The following is a 23,954-nucleotide window of genomic DNA, read 5'->3' on the forward strand; positions in this document are numbered from 1 at the left end:
TTTTACGATGCAAGTGGATTTGCGAGCAGGGCGTAGGATCCGGCAGCAACCAGTGTAAGGTTGGCCAGGCGCAACCAGTTGCCGGTACCAGGAAATTTGAAATTTGAGAGATGTAGCAGGGACAGAAGAAGCGCCGCGCCTATCAGGAGACCGCCAAAGTGAGGGATTGCCACATAACGGTTTGTGGCAAAGAGAGCGGCCAACACGAAGAGGTCATTGTTCAACGGCAATCCTCTGCCGAATCCGTCATCGTCGAGCCCGAACGCTGAAAAATAGCTGAGGCGGAGGGCCCCTGACAGGACAAGGCAAACCGCAGCTAACAGCGACGGAACAGAGAACGCGTTGAAAGACAAGATGAGAACTGCCGGAAAAACAGCCGCATAGACCAAATCCGCTAACCCATCGAATGCGGCTCCCACCTGGGCCGTCAAAGCGGAGCGGCTCCGGGAATGCTTTGCGACCATGCCATCGGCATCATCCGCCAGAAGCGCCCATAAGGCGAAACAAATGCCAAGCTCGAAGCGTCCGACCAAGGCAAAATAGATCGCGGTCGTGGCGAAGATCAGCCCAAGTGCGGTAATGGCATTTGCAGCATCGAAGAGATAGCGGATCATCCTGCTACTCTCCGGCGGCGGCTGCGACGGGGCCGGAGCCGTATCTCGCGGATCGCTCGACTGTGAAAATCCTCTCGGCCACGCGCAGGTCTTCTTCGCTGTCGATCTCATACCATCTCAGATCGTCGCATCGCGCCGCCGCAAGCTGCAGTCCGTTGCGCTCGATAAGGATACCGAGCAGTTCCTCGGTATAAACTTTGGTCGCACCCGAGCCGATGATGTCGCAAAGGACCGGGACGATCTTTGTTCGGAGTTCGGCGCCAGAGAACCGGATAAGGTTCATCATTTTGAAGAGTGGCGGGCCGCCTAAGGCCAGGCTGGCTGCCGTCTGCTTTAACCGGACCTCGGATATGAAGCCGTCGCTGGAAAGGATGGCTGCGGACCCTTCCATAGAAGGATCGAACGGCGCAACGGCAGCGGTATTGGCCGCGTCTTCCATCATCAGATAGCGCAGAGCATCTTCTTCGAAGAAGACGTCAGCTTCGAGGAGGTAGCAGTCTCCGGAAAGGAGCGCATCACGCGCCAACCAGAGCGAGTAGGCACTGCCGGTCCGGTCGAAAACCACCGACTCGACATAATTGATCTTCACGCCACCGAAGAGACTGCCGCATGCATATTGGATGGCGTCCTTGCGATAGCCTACGACGATAGTCGCCTCTTCAACGCCAACCGCTTCCAGGTTTCCAAGCGCGTTGTGTAGTATGGGCGTGCCATTGACCTCCACCAGGGGCTTCGGCCGCAGATCGGTTAGTGGACGCAGACGAGAGCCGAAACCCGCGGCTAGAATGACGGCCTTTTTGGGGGGGTTGATCGTCGCAGGTGTTCCCCTTCTGTGTTCCGCGATTTTGCCGGGTTTTTCCCAACCGTTGAGCACCTCGACGATGCGGCTCAGCCCGGCTTCGAGTTTTTCTGGCGGAGTTCCATAGGAGAGGCGTATGGCAGCGGGATCGCCGAAGGCGGTGCCGGGGACCGTTGCCACGCCGGCTTTGGTCAGCGAATGCACTATCTTTTCAGCGTCGTCGGTGGTCACATTCCACGGCTCGCGCGCTAGCAGGTTCGTTAAATCGAGATAGAAGTAGAACCCGCCCTGCGCCTTCGGCACTGGTACCCGCGTTAGCGATGAGAGCACGTTGAGACCGATTTCCCTGGCACTGGTCAACTGCGATCGCAGTTGACGCTCATAGCTGCCGTCTCCTCGCTCTAGATGCGCCAACACGGCATGCTGGGCGATGACATTCGGATTTGATGTGGTGTGCGACTGCAACGCCTTCACGGCGTTGATGATCTCCTTTGGACCGGCGAGGTAGCCAATTCGCCATCCGGTCAGTGCCAAAGCCTTGCTGAAGCTGTTGACGATGAGCGCCCGAGGCCGAACCTCCGGAACAACGGAGACGATCGCGTGATGGGTATGATGCTCGTGGACGAACTCGCCATAGCACTCATCGAAAATGATCCACAAGTCGCGATAAATCGCGAGCTGGGCAATCGCCATCAGCGTCTGGGCGTCATAAACGGCACCGGTGGGATTACCAGGCGTGTTGATGATGATTGCCCGGGTCCGGGTGGTGACCGCAGCCTCGATGTCTTCCACCCGCGCGACATAGCCATTGGAGCGAGTTTCGACGAAGACCGGCTTGCCGCCGGCGATCAGCACCTGCGCCGGGAAAGTCGTCCAGTAAGGCATCGGGATGATGACTTCGTCGCCTGGGTTGAGCAACACCATAGCCGCGCTGAAGAGCGCCTGTTTGGCCCCTGTCGTGGTGATGACCTCTTCGGCATTCCACATCTGTCCGGTATCGATACACACCTTTTTCGCCAGCGCCTCGCGCAGATCCATCATGCCAGCGGTATCGGTATAGCGATTGACACCTTTGCGGATGGCCTCGAACGCACCGTCGCGAATTGTTGGAGCGAGGTCACTCCAGATTTCACCCGCGGCCAGATCAATGATGTCATCGCCAGCATCGGCAGATGCCCTCGCCGCTGCCCGCGCGGCGGCGGTCCCCGATGAACGGAACAAGGTTGTCCGTTTCGCAAGCATGTTGCGCCTCCTCGTCTCGTTTGCTTTCAGAAAAGGGTGGTCTAAACCGGCTGACGGACGCCGCTCGCCTTCTGTGGTAGATATTTCTCTTCGGCCGCAGCCAGTTCCTGGTATTTGAGCAAGTCGAACACTTCGTCCAGCGTTGCCACCTCATTCTCGATACCAGCGATTGTTTCCTCCCGAACGATTCGACCGCAAATATGGCGCATGGCAGCAGTGGCGGCGCGCAAGTTGTGGTTGGCCCAGATCACCATGGAGATCCCAGCGGCGCGATATGCGGAGACCGGCGTGCGGTAATACTTCGTCGGTACGATGACGACTGGAAGTCGGTTCTGCCAGGCGCGAGTGAAGGCCAAGATCTCCTCCGCGTCGAACCTGCGGGAATGGATGAGGATGGCATCAGCGCCCGCCTCGGCGTAGGCATAGGCGCGCGCCAGCGCCTCATCCATTCCGCGGCCGGCGATCAGCGCCTCGGTACGGGCAACCAGCACGAATTCCGGATCCGGAATTCGGTCCTTGATCGCCTTGAGCCGTCCACAAAACTCCACGGTTTCGGCGAGGAGGTGTCGGTCCCCCACGAACGAATTCATCTTTGGAAACACCTTATCTTCGAGGCAAACGCCGCTTGCGCCATATCGGCGTAGTTTGCTGGCCATGAGGCGGGCATTGTTGAAATTTCCAAATCCGCTGTCGCCGTCGACCAGGATCGGAATCCGCACAGCATCTGCCATACGCTCTACAACATTGACAAGCTCGGACCAGGAGGCTTCATTCGCATCGCGATAGCCGAGACTTGATGAGATCGACAGGCCTGACGCCCAAAGCACCTTGAAGCCCGCGCGCTCCACGATCGCGGCCGAGAGACCGTCGTGCCCTTCCATTGCAAAAGTAAGCTCGCTGGCTGCGATCAGTTGAAGCAAGCTTTCGGCCGTCCGACCGGCGGAAATCATATTTTGTGTAGGCCGTTTTGGTACATCGCTGTGCATCTTCATACATGCCTTTTCCAAATCGTCATAATGGCGGTTCACCAATATTCTTCAAGTTAAGATAACGTTTCTGTTTGTAACGCTTTCGCACTCTCGATTTAACGAAAATTTGTATTATGCTTCACATTTGTTCATATTTCGCACCGCTCGCGGTGGAAGCGGGCAAAGGAAACGGCGCGTCCGCCGTCGGCCGAGAGAGCGGATTGGCGAAACTCCTGAGCCGTTCGAGATTGTTGTGTTGTCACCCACACCATGATGGGCCATGCCTTCAGATGCTCGCAACCAAGCGCTTTGACGCTGGTGTACTGACCAATCCTGGACGATCTGTCAGCGCCGCGATCGCGCTCTACGGCAGTAAGCTGCGACTGCTGCAGCGTATTGCGCGTTGGAAGCGAATTTTGCTGGTCGGGACAGGCCTTCCGTTTTTGGTGCGCAGTGTTTCGACAATTGGCCGCTAAAGAGACCATTCAATAATGGACAAGTCGCCAAGCGAGTGAGCGAGGTCGTGCCCGCCGTGGCCATAGATGGTGCCGACCTCCATCCCGCAATGGGTCGCCACAGCGCAACTAAGGACTCTAGGCACCCGCCGCCACGTGCGGGCGACGCCGGCATCAACCGGCGGGCAGATGCGCCGAGGGCAACAAGCGCGCCTGACGCAACGACGCCAGATCGGCCGAGCCGGTGCAGAAGCAGGCGACGGCCAACTGGCGGATGACGATCTCGAAATGCGCGACAACCGCCTCGGTGGACACCGTCGCTGCGCGCAGCAGGCCGGCCGCCTGCCCGGCGATGTCCGCGCCCAGGCGGATGGCCTTGGCCACGTCGACGCCATCGCGGATCCCGCCCGACGCGATCAGCTTCACTGTTGGCAGCGCCCGACGTACCGCCTGCACGCTGGCTGGAGTTGGAATCCCCCAATCGGCGAACGCCATCGCCACTGCACGAGCGGCGGCATCGCGGGCGCGCTCGCCCTCCACCGCGGCCCAACTGGTGCCGCCGGCGCCGGCGACATCGATCACCGCCACGCCCGCATCGACGAGCGCACAGGCCACCGAGGCGGACAGGCCCGACCCCACTTCCTTGGCCACGATCGGCACGCCCACCCTGCGCGCGGCGACAGCGATCTGCGCCAGGATGCCTCGCCAATCGCGGTCGCCCTCCTGCTGTACCGCTTCCTGCAGCGGATTGAGATGGACGATGAGTCCATCGGCCTCCAGCGCATCCACCGCCCGGCGCGCCAGGTCGAGGCCGTCGGCCTCGCGCAGTTGCGCGGCGCCGATATTGGCCAGCAAGGGAATGTCCGGGGCCAGGCGGCGCAACGCGCTCGTCAGCCCCTGGGAGTTGCGGGATTGCAGGCTCACGCGCTGCGAACCAACGCACATGGCGATCCCCAAGGCTTGCGCTGCCTCGCTCAGATGCCGGTTGATGGCCTCGGCGCGTGGCGTGCCGCCGGTCATGGAGCTGATGAGCAGCGGCGCGCGCATGGTCTTGCCCAGCAGCGAAGCGCGCAGGTCGATATGCGTCAGATCCAACTCGGGCACTGCACAGTGTTCGAAACGGATGGACTCCCAGCCGGCGGCGACCGTGGCCGGCGCCGTTCGCCGATCCAGCACGATGTCCAGATGGTCGTCCTTACGCCGGCTGAGGGCGGTGTCGCTCATGCTGGCTCCATCCGTCGCATCGGGCGACGGCGTTGCGTCGGATCGGACCGACGGCAGCGCGCCCACGCCGCCGCCGCCCGCGCGTTCAGGCCGGCGCATACTAACCTCCCCCGCAGTGTCGCAGCGGTAGCGGCTGGTCGAGGTCTGGTAGTACTGCGCTCGGATGGCCGCCATGGCCTCGATCAATGGTCCCCACGGAGCGGGAAAGCGTTCTTCCGCCAGCACCCGGTGCAGCATGCGCGTATGGCCGGCCAGTTCATCGTTGAGGAACTCCACCACAGGCATAGCCGGATAGCGCTCCAGCAGCAGGATCGCCGCGTTGTCGGCCTCGCCGGCCGACTTATCCTTATCGCGTCCATGCAGATCGTTCTGCAGGCGCCCTATCGTGGAGATGAGGCGCAGGACCTGGCGAAACGCTGGACGCGCGCGCAAGGTCGCCATGTCCAGCCCCCACAGCAACGACAGGCAACAGAACACGTTCGCGTAGGCGATCGAATCGATGGCGTTGTGCAGGTACTCGGCGTAGGACCAGGGTTCCGCCCCTGCGGCCTGCGCGTGTCCGCCGCGCAGCGCGGCGCAATAGCACCGGGTATCGTCGAGAAGCTGAGCATAGTCACGACGATCGTAGGCGAGCGCGGCTAGCGAAGCGCGCAGCACAGCGCAGCCCTCGAATCCGGGGAGCGCGCACGGCACGCCCTGCCCCAGCGCCTGCTCCACCGCGGCGAGCTGCTCTGGCGCGATCAGGCCACGGTCGTTGCAATCGTCGAGCCAGAACAGCAGCGCCAGTTCGCGATAGAACGCCACGACCAGCGTTTCGTCCTGCGGATCGCGGCCGGTGCGAGCGCTGGTGTCGCGCAGGCTAAGGTGGATTTGCTGCAGGATGTACTGGCCGCCCCTGACCGCTTCCACGGCATGCTCGTCGGCGAACCCGGTCAGGGACTGCCCCCACTCCAGCACCTGCTGCAGCGCGCGTTCGGTCTGGATCATGGCGCCGGTCCTGCTCCCTCGGCCAGGACGCGCCGCCCCCAATGAAGCGCCAGCCACAACCCGGCCAGTTCGGCCACGCGCACGATCCGGGTGGGGCAATACAGTTCCTTGCCGATCCACAGCGGCGTCTGCGGCAATGCATGCGCCGCATGGCGGGCGAGCATCCACTTCAGCGCACGCGCCACCGCCTGCGCGATGCGCCGGCGCCCTGTTGGGTCTTCGCCCCCGTCCATTACGTGCAACGCGAACAGCGCATAGGCGGTTTCCTCCAATGTGGACGCGCGACCGGCGCCCCAGCCGCCGTCGTTGCGCTGCGCCCGCAGTAGTGCCGCCAGGGCGCGCTCATCGCGCCACTGGGGCTTGCCTTGCGCAAGCGCGGCGACCGCATGCGCGGTGGGATACAGCCACGAAACGTGCCATTTTTCGTTGTCCCATAGACCGCGCGGGTTGCGATTGGCCTCGACGTAGGCGCTGGTGGCGGCGGCGGGCTTTCCCAACAGGCGCAACGCATGCAGGGCATGGATGTTGGTCGACACCGAGGCATTGCGCTCACCGGGGAAGGTGACGAACAGCTCGCCGATTTCGAAATGGCGCAAGGCATCGACCGCCGGGTCGCGGCCTGCAAGGTGCAGGGTGCACAATGCAACGGCGGTGTCGTCCGCATCGGGCGCGAAGTGCGAGGCCGGGCCCAGACCGCCCACGCCCATGCGGGCGTCGAGCTGCGCGATGATCACGCGCACCGCCTCGGCCAGCGCGGGATGCGCGAACAGCCCGGCCAGATGCAGTGTGTACAGTGACCAGCATGGCTCGGACACATCGAGCGGCCAGACGTTGGGAACGACACCTTCGATGCCGCTGCGCGTCGCCCGCGATGCCGCCTGCAGATATGCGTCGGCGCGCCCGATCTGCGGCGTGCTCCCCTGTGTCACGGCGTGCGCACGCCACGCGGCGGTGGCGGCCGGACTGATGCCGATGCTGCCGTCGTCATCCGGGCATGTGGTGGTCGGCGACGTCCCCCAGGCTTCCCAGGAGTGCAACAACGGATGGCCGCTCGGCAACGTCGCCATCGCCCCCAGCTTGACCATGCATGCTTGCCGCAACGGCAACAGCGCCGGGTGGCGCGGAAACGCCACGCCGCCCAGCAAGGATGCGGCCTCGCCGCACAACTGCGGCAGGATCAGCTCCGCGCCGATCGGCGCGTCTTCCGGAACCGCATGCGCATAGGGATCGGGCTCGCGCTCGAGGAATCGGGTTGCAGCCCGGACTGCGTCGGCAGCGCCGGGAAGAGGATCGGCATGCTGCAATGCCAGCAATGCCGCCCACGTAGGCGCATAGCGGAACAGCGGGAAGTCCGGGCTTCCCCATCCGCCATCGGCCTGTTGCTGGGCCATGAGCCACGCGTATGCGTCCTGCCGACCGGTGACGTTGCCGTGGAACTGCAGAGCTCGCGCCGTGTCGTAGACGGACGGACCGACGCTGCCGCCGTCGCTCATCGCACTCAGCAGGTGGCGCAATTCGGAAAGGATCTGTTCGGAAAGCGCGTTCAAGCGGGACGTTCCTTCTGCAGACGGTTGACGAGAACCAAGATCGGCAGACGCCGGTCCGCCGCACAGGCTTGCGCGTAGCGCACCGCGGGCACCGTGGCCGGGCCGGCCAACTGTTGCAATCGGCGCCGCGCATTCAGACATAGGCAGCATTCACCGCTGCCGCCGGCTGCTCGCAGCGGAACAGGGGCGACTCCATTCCGACGGGCGCGCCGCTCATGCGCATGGCGCGTGCTTGAACAGATACGCGTTGGCTCGCTGCAGCATCTGCGCCAACCGTTCCGCACGCGGCCCCAGCGGGGCGATGGCCTCCCCGGCGTCGTGCAACAGATCCAGCGCGAACTGGCGCGCCGCCTGCAGCCCCATGATCGACGCGCAGGTCGGCTTCTGCGCCGCCGCGTCCTTGCCGGGGGTCTTGCCCAGCGTCGCGATATCTGCTGTCGAGTCGAGAATATCGTCGACCACCTGCAACGCCAGGCCGAAACAGGTGCTGTAGCGATCGAGCGCCCGGTACAGCGCAGCGTGCGCGGCACCCTCCGCGATGGCGCATAGCGCGCCCATGCGAACGGACGCGCGCACGAGAGCTCCGCTCTTCATCCGGTGCATCGCCACGATTCTGTCCAGCTCAACGTGCTTTCCGACCAGCGCCAGATCCATGGCCTGCCCGCCCGCGGCGCCCTCGACCGACACCGCCTGCGCCAGTTCGCGCACGAGCGCGATACGGTTGTCGCCCGGCGCATCCAGGCTCGCCAGGGTCAGGAAGGCGTGCGCCTGCAGCGCATCGCCGACCAGGATCGCAGTGGCTTCGCCGAACTTGACGTGCACGGTTGGAAGGCCGCGGCGAAGAACGTCGTCGTCCATTGCCGGCAGATCGTCGTGGACCAGGGTACAGGCGTGCATCATCTCGATGGCGGCACCGACGGCGTCAAGCATGTGCGCAGGTGTGTCGGCCAGTGCGCCAGCAGCCAGACAGAGCAAGGCGCGGGTGCGCTTCCCGCCCTGCAAGGTGGCGTAGCGCATCGCCGGCATCAGCTCAGTCTCACCGTCGTTTTCGGCGCAGAGAAGACGAACCAGCGCCTGTTCGACCCGCTTTGCGCCGTCCTGCATCCAGATCTCCGGCAGCAGCCCGCCGGATGCGCCGCGCGCCTGTGCACCCAATCCGCCTGGCGCGGAAACGGCAGTTCGGTTGTCGTGTAGCGTGGAACCGGTCTGCATGTTGTTCATGTCCTTTGTACCTGACAGGAGACGGCCGCGGCGAGCGGCGAGCCGCCACGGTGTTGCCGGCTTCGCACCGGGCACGCGCGCCGAGTGCAGCAATGCCGGGTCGCCGGCGCCGCCGCCTCGCCACCCGGGGGCATGCGATGCCAGCTCATGAGAATTCCACGCGGATTGTCATGGACGGATGTGCGGTCGGGTAATAGCGCTGGCCTTTTTCTACGCCGCTCAGCAACCGCGGCCGCACCCCGGTCTTCTGCATCGCCAGCGCCAAGGCGATGCAGAACTGCACCATTTCCAGCCATACCAGGTGATAGCCGATACAGACGTGTGGGCCCGTACCGAACTGCAGCATGTCCACCGGCCGGATCGGCTCCGTGCGTTGCAGCCACCGCTCCAGGCGAAACTGATCAGGCGCCTCGTGCAGCAGCGCCGAGGTCGAGAAATGCAGCAGCGGGATGCACAGATGGGTGCCCGCCGGAATGCGCCGTTGGCCGAGTTGCAATTCCTGCAGCGCGCGACGCGGCAGGAGCGTGGTCGCCGGATGCATGCGCAGCGTCTCGCGGAACAGCGCCTCGGCGACCGGACACTGCGCAAGGTCCGTGTGCCGGGTCGGCACCGAGCCCACGCGTTGCGCCTCCTCGACCAGGGCGTCCCACAGTACAGGCTGCCGCGCTAGCTCGATCACCATCCAGGCCATCGTCGAGGCGGTGGTCTCGTGACCGCCAAGCAGCAGCAAGCGGATATTGGCGACCAGGACGTCATCGGAGAGCGCATCGCCGCTGCGATCGAAGGCGCTCACCATGTCGTTGATCAACCCGGTCCGCGCGGCATGCGCGCGCGCGTCGCGCACGAACTGGCGCAAGCGCGCGTCGATCCAGTCGCGGGCGGCGCGGCCCCGCTGCAAGGGCAGTCCGGGGAGGTCGACCCGGGGCGCGACGATCAACTGCAGCAGTTGCCGGTACTTGCGATGCCATTCCGGCAGGTCCTGCGCTGGGATTCCCATGAGGCTGAAGATGAGCTTGAGCATCAGGTCGCCGGTTTCAGGTAGGATGGTTACGTCGCCGCGGTCGCGCCACGCCTGCACCCGCGCCCGGATGACGCGCGCGAACAGGGCGCCGATGCCGGCCTGGGTCAGCCCCTTGGGCAGGAACGCCGCCTTGATCGCATCGCGCGCCTGCCGATGCGCGGCGCCGTCCTGGGCGACCAACGTTCCGCCAAGCAATTCGGGCGCGATCTCTTCGATCAGCGCCGAGGACACGTCCTTACTCCGGAGCATTGCGAACGCATCCAGATCCACGCAGGTCATCAGGTGTCCGGCAGGGCCGAAATCCAGCCAGAAGTGGCTGCCCAGCGTCCGTTCCGCGCGCTGCAGCAGCCGCGGCAGGTCACAGACGATGGCGGGAAGATGCCCGACCAGGGGGAAAGCGCCGGGCATGACCGGGATGTCGTCCCGCAGCCGGTGCCGACGGTTCAGCGGGTTGAGCAGCATGGCCATCAGCAGCGCGCCGCTTCGGCGGTGTCGGCGGCGGTCCGTGCGGCGCGGCTGTTGCCACCGTCGGCGTATGTCGGCACATGCGCCAGCATGCCGCCGTCGATGCACATGACCTGGCCGGTGATCAACGCAGCATCGTCGGAGAGCAGGAAGGCCACCAGCGCGGCCACGTCCTCGGGGCGGCCGACGCGCGGCAGGAGTTGGTGCCGGCGCAGATGCCGTTGCATGCACTCGTCCAGCTTGGCGACGAGACGCTCCGTCATGATAAGACCCGGCGCAACGGCGTTGCAGCGGATCTGCGCATGACCGTACTGGGTGGCGAGCGAGGCCGACAGCATGTTCATCGCCGCCTTCGACGCGGCGTAGGACGTCTGCCCAGTGTCACCGCTGAGCCCCTGGCAAGACGACATGTTGACGATGGCACCACCGCCGCGGGCGATCATCCGTGGGATGGCCTGCCGGCAGCAGAGCAGCGTGCCGCGCAGATTGGTCGCCATGGTCTGATCCCAGACCACCAGGTCCAGATCGAGGATCGCGCTGTCGCGCGGGGTCAGATGCATGGCGCTCGCGTTGTTCACCAGCAGGTCGACCCCACCGAAGTGCCCCTGCGCCATCTCGAACAGCGCTGCCACCGCCGACGCATCGGCGATGTCCGTGGCCAGGGCCAGCGCGTGGCCGGCTTCGGCCGCGATCTGCTCGGTGCAGGCGATGGCCGCCGAGCCATCAATGTCGGCCACCACCACTTTGCCGCCCTCGCGCGCGATGGCGAGGGCGCACGCCTTGCCGATGCCGGCGCCGGCGCCGGTCACCACGGCCACCTTGCCTTCAAACCGCCCCATCGTGTCCTCCTGGATTGCGTTGGTCGTTCGCAGCATGCCGCTCGACCTCCGCCGGAGAAGGCCCAGGGTCGAGGCTGGCGCGCCCGTCATCGGCAGCGTCGCTTTCGATGACCCGAATGGCGGCGACCGGGCACTGGCTGGCCGCGAGCCGCACGGCGGCGTGCAGCGCCTGCGGGACAGTCGCCGCGCACACTTCGGCCACGCCGTCCGGTTGGCGCTGACGAAAGGTGCCCGGCAGCGTCAGCACGCACTGCCCGGTGGTTCCGCACAGATCCTGGTCGACCACGACGCGCATTTCAGCCCTCCTGCGCATGCAGCCGCACCGGCAGCGCGCGGAACGTCCGAAGGAACGCGGAGGGCTCCCGGGTCGGTTGCTCGGCCAATGCCAGCGTGGGGAAGCGCGCCTGAATCCGCGGCAGGCTCTCGGCCAACTCCACCCGGGCCAGTTGCGCACCGAGGCAGAAGTGAATGCCGTGGCCGAAGCTCAGCATGATCTTCCCGTCGGTCGACATGCCAGGGCTGGTGCCGTAGAACCGCGCGGGATCGAAGCGATCGGGATCGGCGAATGCGTCCGAGTCGCGATTGCCGGCCGCGATCAGCACGCGCACGTCCGCGTTCTTCGGGATCACCACGCCGCTCAGTTCGATGTCGCGCTGGGCGATACGCGGGATGGAGCTGAACATGGCGGGCGCGTCGCAACGCAGGACCTCTTCGACGAATGCCTCCACCCCCACGGCGTCTCCCTGCAGCCAGTGCCGTTGTTCGGGATATGCCAGCATCGCCAGGACCGCATGGTCGATAGTCGCAGCCGTGGTGGCGAAGCCGCCCAGCAGCATGCCCCACAGCATGCTGATCAACTCCGCATCCGACAGCGTGTCGGCATCGTCGTCGTGTGCGCCGATCAGCATCGACACGATGTCGTGGCGGGGATCGGCGCGCTTGCGCGGTATGAGGTCGCCGAAGTAGGCCTGCACCCTGGCGCTGGCCGCGTCCGCCGCCGCGAGTTGGGGATCGCTAGCGTGCGGGCTCAGGCCTTCCAGAATGACGCCGATCCCGCCGGCCAGCCCGAACATGTCGTCCTGGGGCATGCCGAACAGTTCGGCGAAGACCAGCACGGGTATGGCCAGCGCGAAATCCCGATGCAGGTCCACCGCCTCCCCGCGTTCCAGCGCGGGCGCCATGCCGTCCAGGCATGCTGCGGCGATGCGCGCGATGCTCGGCCGCAGATTGTCGATCTGGTGCATGGTGAAATCGCGCGAAATCAGCCGGCGCAGACGTGTATGCGCCGGTGGGTCCTTCATCGCTAGCGTGGACTCCAGCAGATTGAGTGACAGGCTGGTCGCCGCGCGCGTGAAATAGCGCGCCAGTTCGCCCGGCGCCGGTCCGCGAAACGCATCGCCCGTGGCCTTGAGCGCCCAGAGGATGTCGGCATGGCGGCTCAACAGAAAGAGCCCCGACGCCGCGCGATGCACCGGATCGTGCTCGCGCAACCACCGCATGAACGGATACGGGTCGTGGATGCACGCTGGCGACGCCAGTTCGGCGAAGGCGTCCCGGCATGCCGCCGTGGTTTCTTGCACGTCCATCTTGATTACCTGTCAGCTGGCTGATCTGGCCGGCGCGCGCCAGGCGCGCCGACAAATTGCGGAGAAGATCGCGGTACGCGGCGGCGTCCGCGCATCACCAGAGCACCGGCAATTCCTCGAACCCGCCAGTGATGATCTCCTTGCGCAACTTCAGGTCTTCGGGCGCTACGGCTAGGCGCAGTGCGGGAAAGCGCTGGAAGATCGAACCGAACACCGCCTTGAGTTCAAGCCTGGCCAGCGCCACGCCGATGCAGTGGTGCGGCCCGTAGGAAAACGCCAGGTGCGGGTTTTCCTCGCGTCCGATGTCGAAGGTTTCCGGGTCGTCGAAATGGCGCCGATCGAACGACGTCGCCGGCAGGCCGACGAGCACCTTGCTTTCCGCGGGAATATGCACGCCCGCGATGGTGACGTCGGTCCTCGGATAGCGCATGATGCCGTCCCAGCCCGCGCCCGGCGGATACATGCGCAGGATTTCCTCTACCGCGTTGTCCACCAGGGATGGATCGCCGATCAGGCGTTCGCGCTGTTGCGGATGGCGGAACATGGCCAGCAGGCCGAATTCGATCTGCGCGACGGTGCTCTCGTGCCCCGCCACCAGCATGCCCCCCGCCAGGCCGACCGCCTCTTCCTCGGTCGCCTTGCCCTGGTCGACCGCCGCGAGCAAATCCGTCAGCAGGTTGTCGCCCGGATCCTGGCGCTTGTCGCGCATCTTGCCGCGAATGTAGGCGCGCAGTTCTTCCCAAGCCAGGCGCGACGCGCTGCGCGGGCCGCTTTCATGCTGGTGCGTCATCACCTCGTCGGACAGCCCGGCGAAAAAGGTGTGATCCTCGTAGGGCACGCCCATCAGCGCGCTGATGACCATGGCCGGAAGCGGAAAGGAGAGGTGGCGCCGTAGGTCGGCGGGCTGGGGCTGGGCTGCCAGCGTCTCGAACAACTGCGCGGCGATCGCCTCGACTTGCTGCGCGAGCAGCTTCGCCCTGCGGTCGCTGAAGGCCGGCGCCACGATCGCGCGTAGCCGGGCGTGCTCGCCCCCCTCGTGCGAGACCAGCCACCCCGGCGAACCGAGAATCACCGAATCCGGGGTGAATGCCGCTGGCGGCATTCCCGCGGGCCGGAACGCCGCGTCGGACAGCACTGCCTTGGCCTCGTCGTAGCCTGTCACCCACCAGCCTTCGTGCCCAGACGGGAAGCGCACGCGGTGGATCGGACCGTTGGCGCATAGCGCCAACATCTCGGGCGAGGGTTCGATGTGATCGACGCGCCACATCGGCAGCATCGGCAAGTGTTGTTCGGACATGGTGGCGCTTCATTCTCTAGCGATGGAAGGGCGGAAGGTTACCGGCCCGCGCGGCGGGCAGCGAAAAGGCATTGGCCGCCGTAGCGGCTCGCAACAGGGGCTGGCAGGCTGGATCACACCGATCGGCTCGGCACCGCGGCTCGCGAAAAGGCGTGGAATCGCGGGCGGGATGGGGGAAGGCTGAAGATTATGGGGCGTGCTATTAATCGCGGCGTAACGCGAGACAAAGTTCCCCGGCTTAGCATTCGCTAGTCTCCACGACGGCGTTCCGCCGCCTGGCCAGTCATCCCTTCGGCGACTACATTTTCGGCAGAGTGATCACGGTATGATTTCTCCTTCGTTCCTGACGCGCTTTGTAGATAACGCAGCATTTATCGTGCCAAGCGGAGAACCATTCGAACGATATGCTAGCTCTGGCTATCGCGGTGCCAATAATCCAACATCGTGTCGGATATCGAACAATGACATCGAACAGCGTGTCGGATATCGGACAAGGGTGAACACGGTTTGGAGTGAAGTGTGAATTCCTGCCGCGCCAGCCGGGTCCTGGTGCGAGTCAGCAGATCGCGCGACCACAATAATTACCGGTCTCTATCGCGATGACCCGACAGGGTCCGAATTCCTGAGCGCCGCGCGGCTGAAGCGTGGAACGCCTTGTTGGCGACCCCGAGGCCAGTTCACTGCTCGTTCGTGCGGGCTTGTCCGCCTGGAAGGGTTGAGCCGGCCGGGTCTTGGACTGGCCGTGTTACAGCCACGGCGCGTGTGCAAAGCAGCAGGTGAACGGGGAAGCGGCGAAGGTCGGCATTCGGGCCGGCAAGTTTCAGGCGCCTTGGGAGTGGCGGGCGGCGCATGCAGATGGCGCGGCGTCGGGCCCACCACGAGGCTTCTCGCGCTACTCGTGCGAGCCGCGGCGGAGAATGTCCTCAAATCAGCTCATGCGGTGAAGCCAACTGGTATCTCTCAAAGTGCTCATGGGGAGGCAAGTTGGAACGAGACAAGGACGGTATTCCCGCGACTTGGCGACCGGCTCGCGGCGGCCGCGCTTTTTGGACTCGCGGTAAAGGCGACGTGGACAGCCGGTCGCGGAGGCAAACGGCAGCTGGCAATCAGCCCATCACCACCCCATGCGATCACGGCGTTGGTCGAGGTGTCGTCGCGACACTCGGCGGCAGGGTGGGGTAAGTTACCTGCGGCTGGTCGCCGGTTAGCGTTCGCAAGAAGGTGACGATACTGGAGACTTCCTCAGGGGCCAAGCGGATGCCAAGCTGGGCAGTGCCCATCACCGCTACCGCCTCGTCCAGGTCCCACGCACGGCCACTGTGGAAGTACGGGGCAGTGAGTTCGACGTTTCTTAAGCTGGGGACTTTGAAGACATATTGGTCGTCCATCCGCCCGGTCACCCGTTTGCGACCTTCGTCGTCGGGCGGCAGGAAGTCCCGGCCCGGCTTCTCGACCGCGCCAAAAGCAGCGTACATGCCGCCGCCGACATTTATGCCGTTATGGCAAGAGGAGCATCCCTTGTCGATGAAGAGCCTGAGGCCTTTCTTCTCTTGCATGGTGAGCGCTTTTTCGTCACCCTTGAGATACATATCGAACGGTCCGTCGGGTGTGGTCAGCGTTGCCTCGAACACGGCGATCGCCTTCTTGAGGTTGACGAAGTCGAGAGGATCGATTTCATCTGGGAAGGCTTTGCGGAATGCCTCCACGTAGCCGGGAATACCCTTGAGCTGTTCGACAGCGTGCTCAGGGGTGCTGCCCATCTCGATTGGGCCGGATATAGGCCCACCGGCCTGCTCGGTCAGGTCGGCGGCCCGACCATCCCAAAACTGAGCAATGTTGAACACTGAATTGAGCACAGTTGGCGCATTTCGGCCACCGTGCTGCCAATTGTGGCCAATTGAAGTGGTGCGGCCATCTGCCCCGCCGAGCCCGATTTGATGGCAGGTGTTGCAGCTGATGTTGTGCGACTCCGACAGCCTCGGCTCGAAAAACAGCATCTTGCCCAGTTCGACCTTCGCTGACGTCGCCGGATTGCCGTCCAGGACCGGCGGATCCTTGGGAATGGGGTCAAACAGCGATTTCGCGTCATCACGCAGATTGTCCTGCCCCATCGCCATTGAGGTGAGCAGGCAACATCCGAGTGCAGCATACCGAAAATTCCACTTAATCGCCAAACAGCCTCTCCTTCGAACCCCGAGACTGTGCGCCAAATGAGCGGCTTCCCATTACAAGGGGTTAGTGCGCATCCTCGGCAGCATCTGCAGCGTCGCGAGGCAGAGGAGCAAAAAACGAGCCAAAGCCGTGGGAAGGACTCGAAGACGGATTTCCAAAGCTTTTGGCCCGAGTCAGGTGCAAATCGACCACGGCGGCGTCGTGGGCCTGACAAACCCGACAATGGCCGTTGGCCAGCGCATACCTGCACCGGCCCCAATGATCTATGTCCGCGGCTGCTAGATGGTGGCCTGCAAGCATCGGTTGACGCTTCTAATTGGTGCCCCTGCGGCAGTGCTTATCGGTGTCGATCGCCCGCAAAGCCGGCCAGGCAGACACCATAGTCGCTTCCCCGGTAACCCTGATTGAGTGAACCCCATACGATCGGCGAAACACTGACTACAAAGCAAGGTCGCCGCCTTAGCGGCGCGTCCTCAGTTCCTCGACGTCCACGGCGCTCTCGAAAACATATCCGGCGCCGCGCTCGGTGCGGATATATTGGATGGTCGAGCGGTGTGCCAGCTTACGGCGAAGGCGCAGGATCAGCACGTCGATGCTGCGGTCATAGACCTCTTGATCATAGACTCTGGTCGCCTTCAGAAGCTGCTCACGCGAAAGCACCCGGCCTGGGTTCTTGAGGAAGGCCATAAGCAGGTTGAACTCACCCGCAGTTAGCTTCACTTCGAGATCCGTCCCTCGACGCAAGCGGCGACGTTTCGTGCTGACTTGCCAGTCATCAAAATTAAAGATTGCATTTCGCTCACGCCCCAGCCGCTGGCGCATGGCGGCCCGCACGCGAGCCAGCAACTCCTGATGGCCGAAGGGCTTAGTGATGTAATCGCGGGCGCCGGTTTCGAGACCGACTACCTTGTCGGACTCGTCCAGGTAGTCGGCGCTGATGATAATGATCGGAAGGTCCCTGTTGGCGCCAAAATCCCGAACGAATTGCAAACCGTCCTCTCGGCCGAGGCTCAGATCGACAATCGCCAGATCAAGGGCTTCAGAAACCATCTTACTGGCGGCCTGTTGGCCGCTTTCGACCGCACTGACCCTAAACTCATGCTTGGACAAAAGGTCCACGAGCAGTTCTCTGGTTGAAGCGTCGTGACTCAAAACGAGAACGTTCTTCATGGTTACTCCTGCAGCTTTGGCTTCGCGACGATGAGCCAAATTATGCAGGGTCCACAGGTGGGACAATCTTCGTTGGGCGCATGACACAATAGCGCACACACATAGTCCTCGGCGGGACCGCCGCTTTGAGCCACCACCCGATCTCCCAAGCGTGTTCGACCATTTCTCCGATTGAGCTCTGAGTGTTCGTCCTACTGTTTTGGCTGCTCGCCCGCGCCTTGCCGGTCGTTGGCCCTGCCGATCCCCTCTCCTGCGGCCTTCAGGCCAGAGTCATGAGGCGTTGTGCGCCTGCAGCGCACATCTCCCATTCGGATTCAGCTGCATTTCATCTGAAACTCCGAAAACATTGACTTTCTAGGCAACAAGATGGATTTATCACGGTAGTTCGAATGTATAGATCGACTCACCAACCACCCACAAAAATAAAAGTACGTGCTACTACTAAACTATTGTTGATCTTCACTTTGAACATAACCCAGTAACATAGAAACAACTTGGGTGCATAGCTCTCGTTGTATCTAAAAAACGCAGGAGGTTAAAATGAGCAGACTGATCGTTGTATCCAACAGGGTCCCACTACCCGATGAAAAAGGGGCCCCGCAGGCAGGCGGGATGGCCATCGCGCTGAAAGCGGTGCTCAAGAAAGAGCACGGCTTCTGGATGGGCTGGTCGGGGAAGGTGGGAGCCGAGGACGCCCCGCCGCAGCTGACACCGGTGCAAGATGACGGCATCAATTACCAGCTTGTTGATCTCTCGCAGAGGGATCAGGAGGAATATTACGAGGGCTTCGCGAACAGGGTTCTTTGGCCGATCTTCCACGGCCGTCCTGATCTGGCCGAATATTCCGAGGCACGAAGGGCCGGATATCATCGTGTCAACAAGAGGTTCGCAGAGCTGTTGAACCCTCTCCTGCGCGACGGGGATGTTATTTGGGTGAACGACTATCACTTGATACCGCTCGCCGAAGAGCTGCGTAAGCTCGGCTGCCGCAACAGGATCGGCTTCTTTCTGCACATTCCATGGCCGCCGGCGGACATTTTTTCCACTGTCCCGCAGTACGATACTTTGCTCCGCGGGCTTTCGTTCTGCAACCTCGTCGGCTTCCATACGGATTACGATCTTAGCAACTTTCTCGAATGTCTGGACCGCGAAGAGCAAGGGAAACGCATCGAAGAGGGTTTCTACGAAGCCTATCAGAACGAGTTTCGCTGCGGCGTTTTTCCGATCAGCATAGACACGGCGAATTTCGAAAGCCTCGCCGAGAACGCGGCACACAATGAGCGTCTGCTGGAGACTTATCCGAGGATCGCTGGCTATGACATCGCAATCGGCGTCGATCGCCTTGATTACTCGAAGGGTATCGAGAAACGCATCGTCGCCTTTCGTGATTTTCTGCGGAGCCACCGCGAACGTGTCGACAAGACGATGCTGCTGCAGATCACCCCGAAATCCCGGGCAAGTATCCCGGCATATGGGGTGGTTCAGAAGGACGTCGCTGAACTGGTCGGGCGCGTTAATGGAGAACTCGGAACCGTCGATTCCGTGCCCGTGCACTACATTAACAAGTCGGTCGGGCAGTCGGAGCTGGCCGGCCTCTACCGCAAGGCGCGCATCGGGTTGGTGACTCCGCTTCGCGACGGGATGAATCTGGTGGCGAAGGAATATGTCGCGTCGCAGGATCCAGCGGACCCGGGCGTTCTCATCCTTTCACGCTTTTCCGGCGCCGCCAGGAAGTTGGGCGCAGCGATGCTCGTCAATCCCTACGATACGGAGGAGATGGCGCGCACTATGGAACAGGCCCTCGTTCTGCCGCTAGGGGACCGGATTGATCGCTGGAGAGCGATCATGACGATTCTGCGCGAGCACGATGTCCACAAGTGGTGCAGCGATTTTCTCTCGTCACTGAATCGACACTGAGGCATTCCTAGGCCCAGCCTCGCGGGCGACAGTGTCGCCAGTGTTAGGCTGGGCCGGGCATACCAATGAGGCAGCACTCCTGCCTTCGCCGAGGGCAGGCGATGTGCCATTGCCGACCAACCGTAGTCACGAGGGAGAATTCATCCCTGGTCAGCGCGCCGCGTCCAGGCCCGGCCCGCAACGCCCACCGTGAAGACGTGAGTGCACCGCTACAAAACTAAGGAGAGGGGCATGGACCTCGTTTACAGTCGGAATCGTAGCAGAAGTGAGCGGTCCGCAGACATGGTCAATGGCGCGCGCGCCACACGGCAACAGCGAATGCTGGAATCGATTGACCTGAAATTGCTGTTGTCTCTTGAGGCGCTGCTGGAGCACCGCAACGTCACGCATGCGGCTCGGCACATGGGCGTGAGCCAGCCGTCCATGAGCCGATCACTGACAAAGCTCCGTGGAATTTTCAATGACGATCTTGTGGTTCGTGGATCAAGCAGTCTGGTTCCGACGCCGCAGGCCGAGTGCCTGGTCAAAATCCTCCCGCCGATCTTGAATGCTATCCGCGCGATGATGGACAACAATTGCGCCCAAGGGGGATGGCGATCAAAGGCCACAATGGTGATGCCCGATCACCAAGCGCTGATCTTGCTGCCGGCTCTACTGCCACTTCTGCGCGAGCACGCGCCTAATCTTGATATCGTCACCGACCCGCTTTTGGCCGGCGCGCTCCGGCGGCTTGAGCAAGGCGAAATCCATCTGGCCATCGGGCAGATCGATGCTGCACCATTGGGTTACTTACGCCGTACGCTCTATGCCGACCGTTTTGCCTGCCTGCTTCGCCAGGACCACCCAGCCCTGGCGCGGGAATGGACGATCGATAGCTTCGCGACCTTGCACCACGCTGCCATTGCCTCGGACTCCAAGGACGGGTTTGGCCGGGTGCATGACGAATTGGTCAAGTTGGATGTTCTGGATCGCGATCCGGTGCTGGTTTCCAACATATTGACGGCAGCCGCGGCAGTCGCGGCGAGCGATCTGGTGCTGATTGTCCCACGGCGCGTCGCGACGCGGATCGCTGCCTTGCTCCCCCTGGCGATTGTCGATCCGCCCGTGGAACTAACCCCTTACGAGGTCGCCCTCATTTGGCACGAACGGTGCCATCGCGACCCGGAGCATCGCTGGCTGCGCCACGAGATCACCGCAGCGGCTTCGAAAACAGAACTGATGCAAACATCACAAAGTGGCAGGGCCATAGCGCAAGCGCCCTTTTAAAGACTCGCGCTGCTTGTCGGCACTTCATTGAGCCAATGCTCAAGTTGGGCGCTTTCCCCAAAGGGCTCACGACCTAACACTACCCTAACTCTCACACAGGAGAATGAGATGCCAAACGAACGTTCGCTTGACGTGAAGGAACGTGAAAAACAGTACTCTGACGACGCCTACAAGGCCGCTCGAGCCTTTTTCCATGGCAGCCCTCGGCCTTTTGCCGCGCCTGGGAAAAACGACCTGATCGCCAACGATGAGGGGACCATACAGTTTCACCTTATCGGTCAGCAAACAAATATCCCGATGTACAGCGGAATCATGAATGAGAACCAAGACAACCTTCTTGCTATTGGAGGCCTTATTTACGACTACATGCATTCCAATTTTCCTGTCATTGACTCAAAAGTGCTAGACCTCACCACCTGGGCTAACGTTCTAAGCAACATTCCCGATCTTGCGATCGGACAGCAAAAGCAGAAATTTTATTCGCAAAGGGCTGCTGGTACTTCCGTCTCGGCCACCTTCCTTTCCCTGATTGCCCAGGCGATCATTACCGACGGGGCATCGCTGCTGACGGATTTCGAATCCTTCCTGACGGCGATGGGTGACATCACCTTCAGCGCCAATGCCAAGGCGCAGCAATACAGGGCCCTGACATGCACCTACCAGAGCTACCTTCTTGATAATGGGGCCGGCGGATATTACGATTACGGAGCGATCGTTCTGCGCCAGATCGAGTTCAAACAGAACTTCCTTGAGCTGAAATCCTGCTGCTCGTCGACGCGACTGATCGATGTGGACCTGGGCTATACCGAGATCACCAGCGTCGTCCAGGCACGCCGGATCCGAAAAGGGGGGCCCGACCATGAAAACTTCCAGCAGCTCGTGAATGCGAACTCCACCAGTCAATTCAAGAGGGCAGAGAACTTCTTCAACGGCGGCTCGACCCCGCAACATGATATCAAGCCGCAGGTCTGAGTCTCAGCCCTGTGACGCGAAAGCAGCGCACCTAACCAGCACCGAGGGTCCTGCCGTCCTCGCCAGGTTCATGGATGCGGCAAATCGGTCCAGGACCCTTGCGAACTGCCGACGCTGTTGAGTTCACAGCCGGCGACCCGCATAAGGGCGAGCCACCGATCTCAGCCCCGGAACATGAGCTCTAGAGATGCGTCCACTGGCCGCGGACTCGATGTAGCTCTCGTCGAAATACCCACATGCCGATGAGAGGGTCGTGCCCTATCAGGTGGTGTAGCTCGGCGATTACGAAGCCGCTCGCGAGCGCGCCGTTAGTAGCGCTGTAGCGAGTGAGCGGCGTGTTGGTGGTCATCGGCGCTTTCCGGTAGGGTTTGGTTGTTGACGCCAACCCATTTCGGAAGGACCACCGATGACCGACGACATGATGAACCTGCGCACGCTCGCGGAGAAGACCCGGATGCCGATCTGCTGCGGGAGATGATCAGCTTTGCCGCCGAGCGGCTGATGGAAACGGAGGTGGGCGCTGCGCATCAAGCTCCCGCTTCATCGCAGTTAGCACGTACGAGATAACACCTCGCCGCGAGTGCCCATCCAACGCGTCGGACTTATTAGCGCAAGCCTCCCTGTGTCGCTCGTTCAAAATCGTCATTTTGCCAACGATCGAAAAAATTACAAAACTTAATATTTATGTAACACAAAATATACTTGAACTATGAACTTATATCGGCCAATCTCCTTCTTTCTTTCTGTGCGGCTTACGTGTCATTGGAATATACACCCACATGAACCCCATAAATAGTTCTGGATCATATGCGCCGCTTGAGCAATCATATTTACGCGAAGAGAAATTGCGTGATGCTGGATTCAGGTTTTTTGGGAATAATGTTAGAATATCGGATACATGTACGATTGTAGGTGTTGATAATATCAACATCGGTGACGACGTAACAATAGACTCTGGTACCGTATTGAATTGCAACAGTGGATCGATTACGATCGGGAATTTTGTTCACATTGCGTCTGCATGTTATCTAAATGGCGCTGGGACGATTGTTCTAGGAGATTTTTGCAACCTCGACTCTGGTACTTGCATCTATTCTGCGACGGATGATTATTTGGGAGAGACGTTGACAGACCCGACTAGTCCAGAAGAAGAGCTCGATGGCGTGAAATGTGCGCCGGTGCAACTCGGGAAGCATGTGATCACTGGAGCAGGTGCCGTCATTCTTCCAGGGTGCCGTATAGGGGAAGGGTCGTCCATCGGAGCAATGTCGTTGGTTACAAAGGATCTGGACGGCTGGGGTGTATTCAGCGGTGTTCCAGCGAAGCGCTTGAAGGATAGATCTAGAGCGCTTCTAGAGCTTGAACGACTGCTTCTATGTAGAGAGTAATCGGATGATGCTCGCGCAAAGATCGGCTCTGGCCGGCATTCAGACGTTCGTGAGCAACCATTACGGGAGGGCTGGACCACCGACCCAGAGGCATCGTGCCCACTGGCTTCTTCCCTCTATCGTGATCGTCCACTCCCCATTGTCGGACCTCCGAACAAAACGACGGTGGTTGACTGCATGGCCGAAGGTGCGTTTGTGGCGCCTCGTGCCGGTCCCGCTGACGGCAGCCGCCTCCGTGGCTGATGCAAGAAATGAGCCCATCCTCTTGCTCCTGCTAAAGAAAAATATAGGCCCCCAGGCCATGTCCTTCGCTCGGTTCCGCCGCTCTCCGCGCCTTGACTTGCAGCCGTCAACGGCCTATCCACCCCGTTGTTAGCACTCTGCCTAGGTGAGTGCCAATCGCTCCGGCAACGGGAATCGTTCAACATCGCACCAGGGAAATCCATAATGGCAAAGTCGAAATTCCGCCCACTTCATGACCGCGTGGTCGTTCGCCGGGTCGAATCCGAATCCAAGACCGCGGGCGGGATCATCATCCCGGACACGGCGAAGGAAAAGCCGCAGGAAGGCGAGATCATCGCCGTCGGCTCCGGCGCCCGTGACGAAGCTGGCAAGCTGGTCCCGCTGGACGTCAAGGCCGGCGACCGCATCCTGTTCGGCAAATGGTCGGGCACCGAAGTCAAGCTCAATGGCGAAGACCTTCTGATCATGAAGGAATCCGACATCATGGGCATCATCGGCTGATCATCGGCCTCACCTTCAACTTGAATTTTTCAGGCTCTATCCGAGCCCCTGCCAGGAGCT

The 23,954-nt window shown here is 62.0% G+C and carries 18 protein-coding genes and 2 pseudogenes; 5 read left to right on the plus strand and 15 right to left on the minus strand.

Annotated features, from left to right (window positions below):
• Positions 1–2 precede the first annotated feature (2 nt).
• The 15 genes and pseudogenes from C7I87_RS06415 to C7I87_RS06485 form a co-directional block, all read right to left on the minus strand.
• Positions 3–614 (minus strand): CDP-alcohol phosphatidyltransferase family protein, encoded by a 612-nt coding sequence (locus C7I87_RS06415; RefSeq protein WP_149903412.1) that lies wholly within the window; start codon positions 612–614, stop codon positions 3–5.
• Between the two features lie 4 nt (positions 615–618).
• Positions 619–1,425 (minus strand): phosphocholine cytidylyltransferase family protein, encoded by an 807-nt coding sequence (locus C7I87_RS06420; RefSeq protein ID WP_149903470.1) that lies wholly within the window; start codon positions 1,423–1,425, stop codon positions 619–621.
• A gap of 48 nt (positions 1,426–1,473) precedes the next feature.
• Positions 1,474–2,655, minus strand: a pseudogene (locus tag C7I87_RS06425) (aminotransferase class I/II-fold pyridoxal phosphate-dependent enzyme); the annotation flags it as partial.
• Between the two features lie 41 nt (positions 2,656–2,696).
• The gene (gene aepX / locus C7I87_RS06430; RefSeq protein ID WP_149903471.1) at positions 2,697–3,605 is read right to left on the minus strand and encodes a phosphoenolpyruvate mutase; all 909 of its coding nucleotides are present in this window, start codon (positions 3,603–3,605) and stop codon (positions 2,697–2,699) included.
• Positions 3,606–4,252: 647 nt separating this feature from the next.
• Complete coding sequence (gene fni, locus C7I87_RS06435; RefSeq protein ID WP_149903472.1) at positions 4,253–5,302, minus strand: type 2 isopentenyl-diphosphate Delta-isomerase; 1,050 nt, start codon at positions 5,300–5,302, stop codon at positions 4,253–4,255.
• A 117-nt stretch (positions 5,303–5,419) separates the two neighbouring features.
• Positions 5,420–6,289 (minus strand): annotated as a pseudogene (locus C7I87_RS06440) (hypothetical protein); the annotation flags it as partial.
• Positions 6,286–7,836 (minus strand): hypothetical protein, encoded by a 1,551-nt coding sequence (locus tag C7I87_RS06445; RefSeq protein ID WP_149903413.1) that lies wholly within the window; start codon positions 7,834–7,836, stop codon positions 6,286–6,288. The pseudogene C7I87_RS06440 and the gene C7I87_RS06445, both read right to left, overlap by 4 nt.
• A 213-nt stretch (positions 7,837–8,049) precedes the next feature.
• Positions 8,050–9,057, minus strand: a complete 1,008-nt coding sequence (locus C7I87_RS06450) for a polyprenyl synthetase family protein (RefSeq protein ID WP_188393757.1) — start codon at positions 9,055–9,057, stop codon at positions 8,050–8,052.
• A 145-nt stretch (positions 9,058–9,202) separates the two neighbouring features.
• The gene (locus C7I87_RS06455) at positions 9,203–10,546 is read right to left on the minus strand and encodes a cytochrome P450 (RefSeq protein ID WP_149903414.1); all 1,344 of its coding nucleotides are present in this window, start codon (positions 10,544–10,546) and stop codon (positions 9,203–9,205) included.
• Entirely contained in the window at positions 10,546–11,382 is an 837-nt protein-coding gene (locus tag C7I87_RS06460; protein WP_149903415.1) for an SDR family oxidoreductase, read from the minus strand. Before C7I87_RS06460 ends, C7I87_RS06455 begins: the two co-directional genes overlap by 1 nt.
• Complete coding sequence (locus tag C7I87_RS06465) at positions 11,369–11,677, minus strand: ferredoxin (protein WP_149903416.1); 309 nt, start codon at positions 11,675–11,677, stop codon at positions 11,369–11,371. Before C7I87_RS06465 ends, C7I87_RS06460 begins: the two co-directional genes overlap by 14 nt.
• A 1-nt stretch (position 11,678) precedes the next feature.
• On the minus strand, positions 11,679–12,968 hold the full coding sequence (locus C7I87_RS06470) for a cytochrome P450 (protein WP_149903417.1): 1,290 nt from the start codon (positions 12,966–12,968) through the stop codon (positions 11,679–11,681).
• A 94-nt stretch (positions 12,969–13,062) separates the two neighbouring features.
• Positions 13,063–14,265 carry a cytochrome P450 gene (locus tag C7I87_RS06475; protein ID WP_149903418.1) on the minus strand — a complete coding sequence of 401 codons (1,203 nt, stop codon included), beginning with the start codon at positions 14,263–14,265 and terminating at the stop codon, positions 13,063–13,065.
• Between the two features lie 1,130 nt (positions 14,266–15,395).
• Positions 15,396–16,439 carry a cytochrome-c peroxidase gene (locus C7I87_RS06480; RefSeq protein ID WP_246696209.1) on the minus strand — a complete coding sequence of 348 codons (1,044 nt, stop codon included), beginning with the start codon at positions 16,437–16,439 and terminating at the stop codon, positions 15,396–15,398.
• A 457-nt stretch (positions 16,440–16,896) separates the two neighbouring features.
• The gene (locus C7I87_RS06485; protein WP_149903419.1) at positions 16,897–17,607 is read right to left on the minus strand and encodes a winged helix-turn-helix domain-containing protein; all 711 of its coding nucleotides are present in this window, start codon (positions 17,605–17,607) and stop codon (positions 16,897–16,899) included.
• 540 nt (positions 17,608–18,147) lie between these two features.
• Here C7I87_RS06485 and C7I87_RS06490 point away from each other — a divergent pair.
• The 5 genes from C7I87_RS06490 to groES all read left to right on the plus strand — a co-directional run bounded on the left by C7I87_RS06490 (position 18,148) and on the right by groES (position 23,894).
• On the plus strand, positions 18,148–19,524 hold the full coding sequence (locus tag C7I87_RS06490) for an alpha,alpha-trehalose-phosphate synthase (UDP-forming) (RefSeq protein ID WP_149903420.1): 1,377 nt from the start codon (positions 18,148–18,150) through the stop codon (positions 19,522–19,524).
• A gap of 231 nt (positions 19,525–19,755) precedes the next feature.
• A complete protein-coding gene (locus C7I87_RS06495; protein ID WP_281409043.1) occupies positions 19,756–20,790 on the plus strand; it encodes a LysR family transcriptional regulator in 1,035 nt (344 codons plus the stop codon).
• A gap of 108 nt (positions 20,791–20,898) precedes the next feature.
• Complete coding sequence (locus C7I87_RS06500) at positions 20,899–21,762, plus strand: hypothetical protein (protein ID WP_149903421.1); 864 nt, start codon at positions 20,899–20,901, stop codon at positions 21,760–21,762.
• Positions 21,763–22,541: 779 nt separating this feature from the next.
• On the plus strand, positions 22,542–23,150 hold the full coding sequence (locus tag C7I87_RS06505) for an acyltransferase (RefSeq protein ID WP_149903422.1): 609 nt from the start codon (positions 22,542–22,544) through the stop codon (positions 23,148–23,150).
• Between the two features lie 447 nt (positions 23,151–23,597).
• Positions 23,598–23,894: a co-chaperone GroES gene (gene groES, locus C7I87_RS06510; protein ID WP_006203049.1), complete on the plus strand. Its 297-nt coding sequence runs from the start codon at positions 23,598–23,600 to the stop codon at positions 23,892–23,894.
• Positions 23,895–23,954: the final 60 nt, after the last annotated feature.

The organism is Mesorhizobium sp. SARCC-RB16n, from assembly GCF_008520305.1.
Taxonomy (GTDB): domain Bacteria; phylum Pseudomonadota; class Alphaproteobacteria; order Rhizobiales; family Rhizobiaceae; genus Mesorhizobium.

What these genes read in the sequence shown, in the direction of transcription:
- C7I87_RS06455 (WP_149903414.1), bottom strand. Translation starts at nt 10,546, where the DNA reads ATGGCCATGCTGCTCAACCCGCTGAACCGTCGGCACCGGCTGCGGGAC.
- aepX (WP_149903471.1), bottom strand. Translation starts at nt 3,605, where the DNA reads ATGATTTCCGCCGGTCGGACGGCCGAAAGCTTGCTTCAACTGATCGCA.
- C7I87_RS06495 (WP_281409043.1), top strand. Translation starts at nt 19,756, where the DNA reads ATGGACCTCGTTTACAGTCGGAATCGTAGCAGAAGTGAGCGGTCCGCA.
- C7I87_RS06450 (WP_188393757.1), bottom strand. Translation starts at nt 9,057, where the DNA reads ATGAACAACATGCAGACCGGTTCCACGCTACACGACAACCGAACTGCC.
- C7I87_RS06470 (WP_149903417.1), bottom strand. Translation starts at nt 12,968, where the DNA reads ATGGACGTGCAAGAAACCACGGCGGCATGCCGGGACGCCTTCGCCGAA.
- C7I87_RS06505 (WP_149903422.1), top strand. Translation starts at nt 22,542, where the DNA reads ATGAACCCCATAAATAGTTCTGGATCATATGCGCCGCTTGAGCAATCA.
- C7I87_RS06465 (WP_149903416.1), bottom strand. Translation starts at nt 11,677, where the DNA reads ATGCGCGTCGTGGTCGACCAGGATCTGTGCGGAACCACCGGGCAGTGC.
- C7I87_RS06485 (WP_149903419.1), bottom strand. Translation starts at nt 17,607, where the DNA reads ATGAAGAACGTTCTCGTTTTGAGTCACGACGCTTCAACCAGAGAACTG.
- fni (WP_149903472.1), bottom strand. Translation starts at nt 5,302, where the DNA reads ATGAGCGACACCGCCCTCAGCCGGCGTAAGGACGACCATCTGGACATC.
- groES (WP_006203049.1), top strand. Translation starts at nt 23,598, where the DNA reads ATGGCAAAGTCGAAATTCCGCCCACTTCATGACCGCGTGGTCGTTCGC.
- C7I87_RS06475 (WP_149903418.1), bottom strand. Translation starts at nt 14,265, where the DNA reads ATGTCCGAACAACACTTGCCGATGCTGCCGATGTGGCGCGTCGATCAC.
- C7I87_RS06490 (WP_149903420.1), top strand. Translation starts at nt 18,148, where the DNA reads ATGAGCAGACTGATCGTTGTATCCAACAGGGTCCCACTACCCGATGAA.
- C7I87_RS06460 (WP_149903415.1), bottom strand. Translation starts at nt 11,382, where the DNA reads ATGGGGCGGTTTGAAGGCAAGGTGGCCGTGGTGACCGGCGCCGGCGCC.
- C7I87_RS06500 (WP_149903421.1), top strand. Translation starts at nt 20,899, where the DNA reads ATGCCAAACGAACGTTCGCTTGACGTGAAGGAACGTGAAAAACAGTAC.
- C7I87_RS06415 (WP_149903412.1), bottom strand. Translation starts at nt 614, where the DNA reads ATGATCCGCTATCTCTTCGATGCTGCAAATGCCATTACCGCACTTGGG.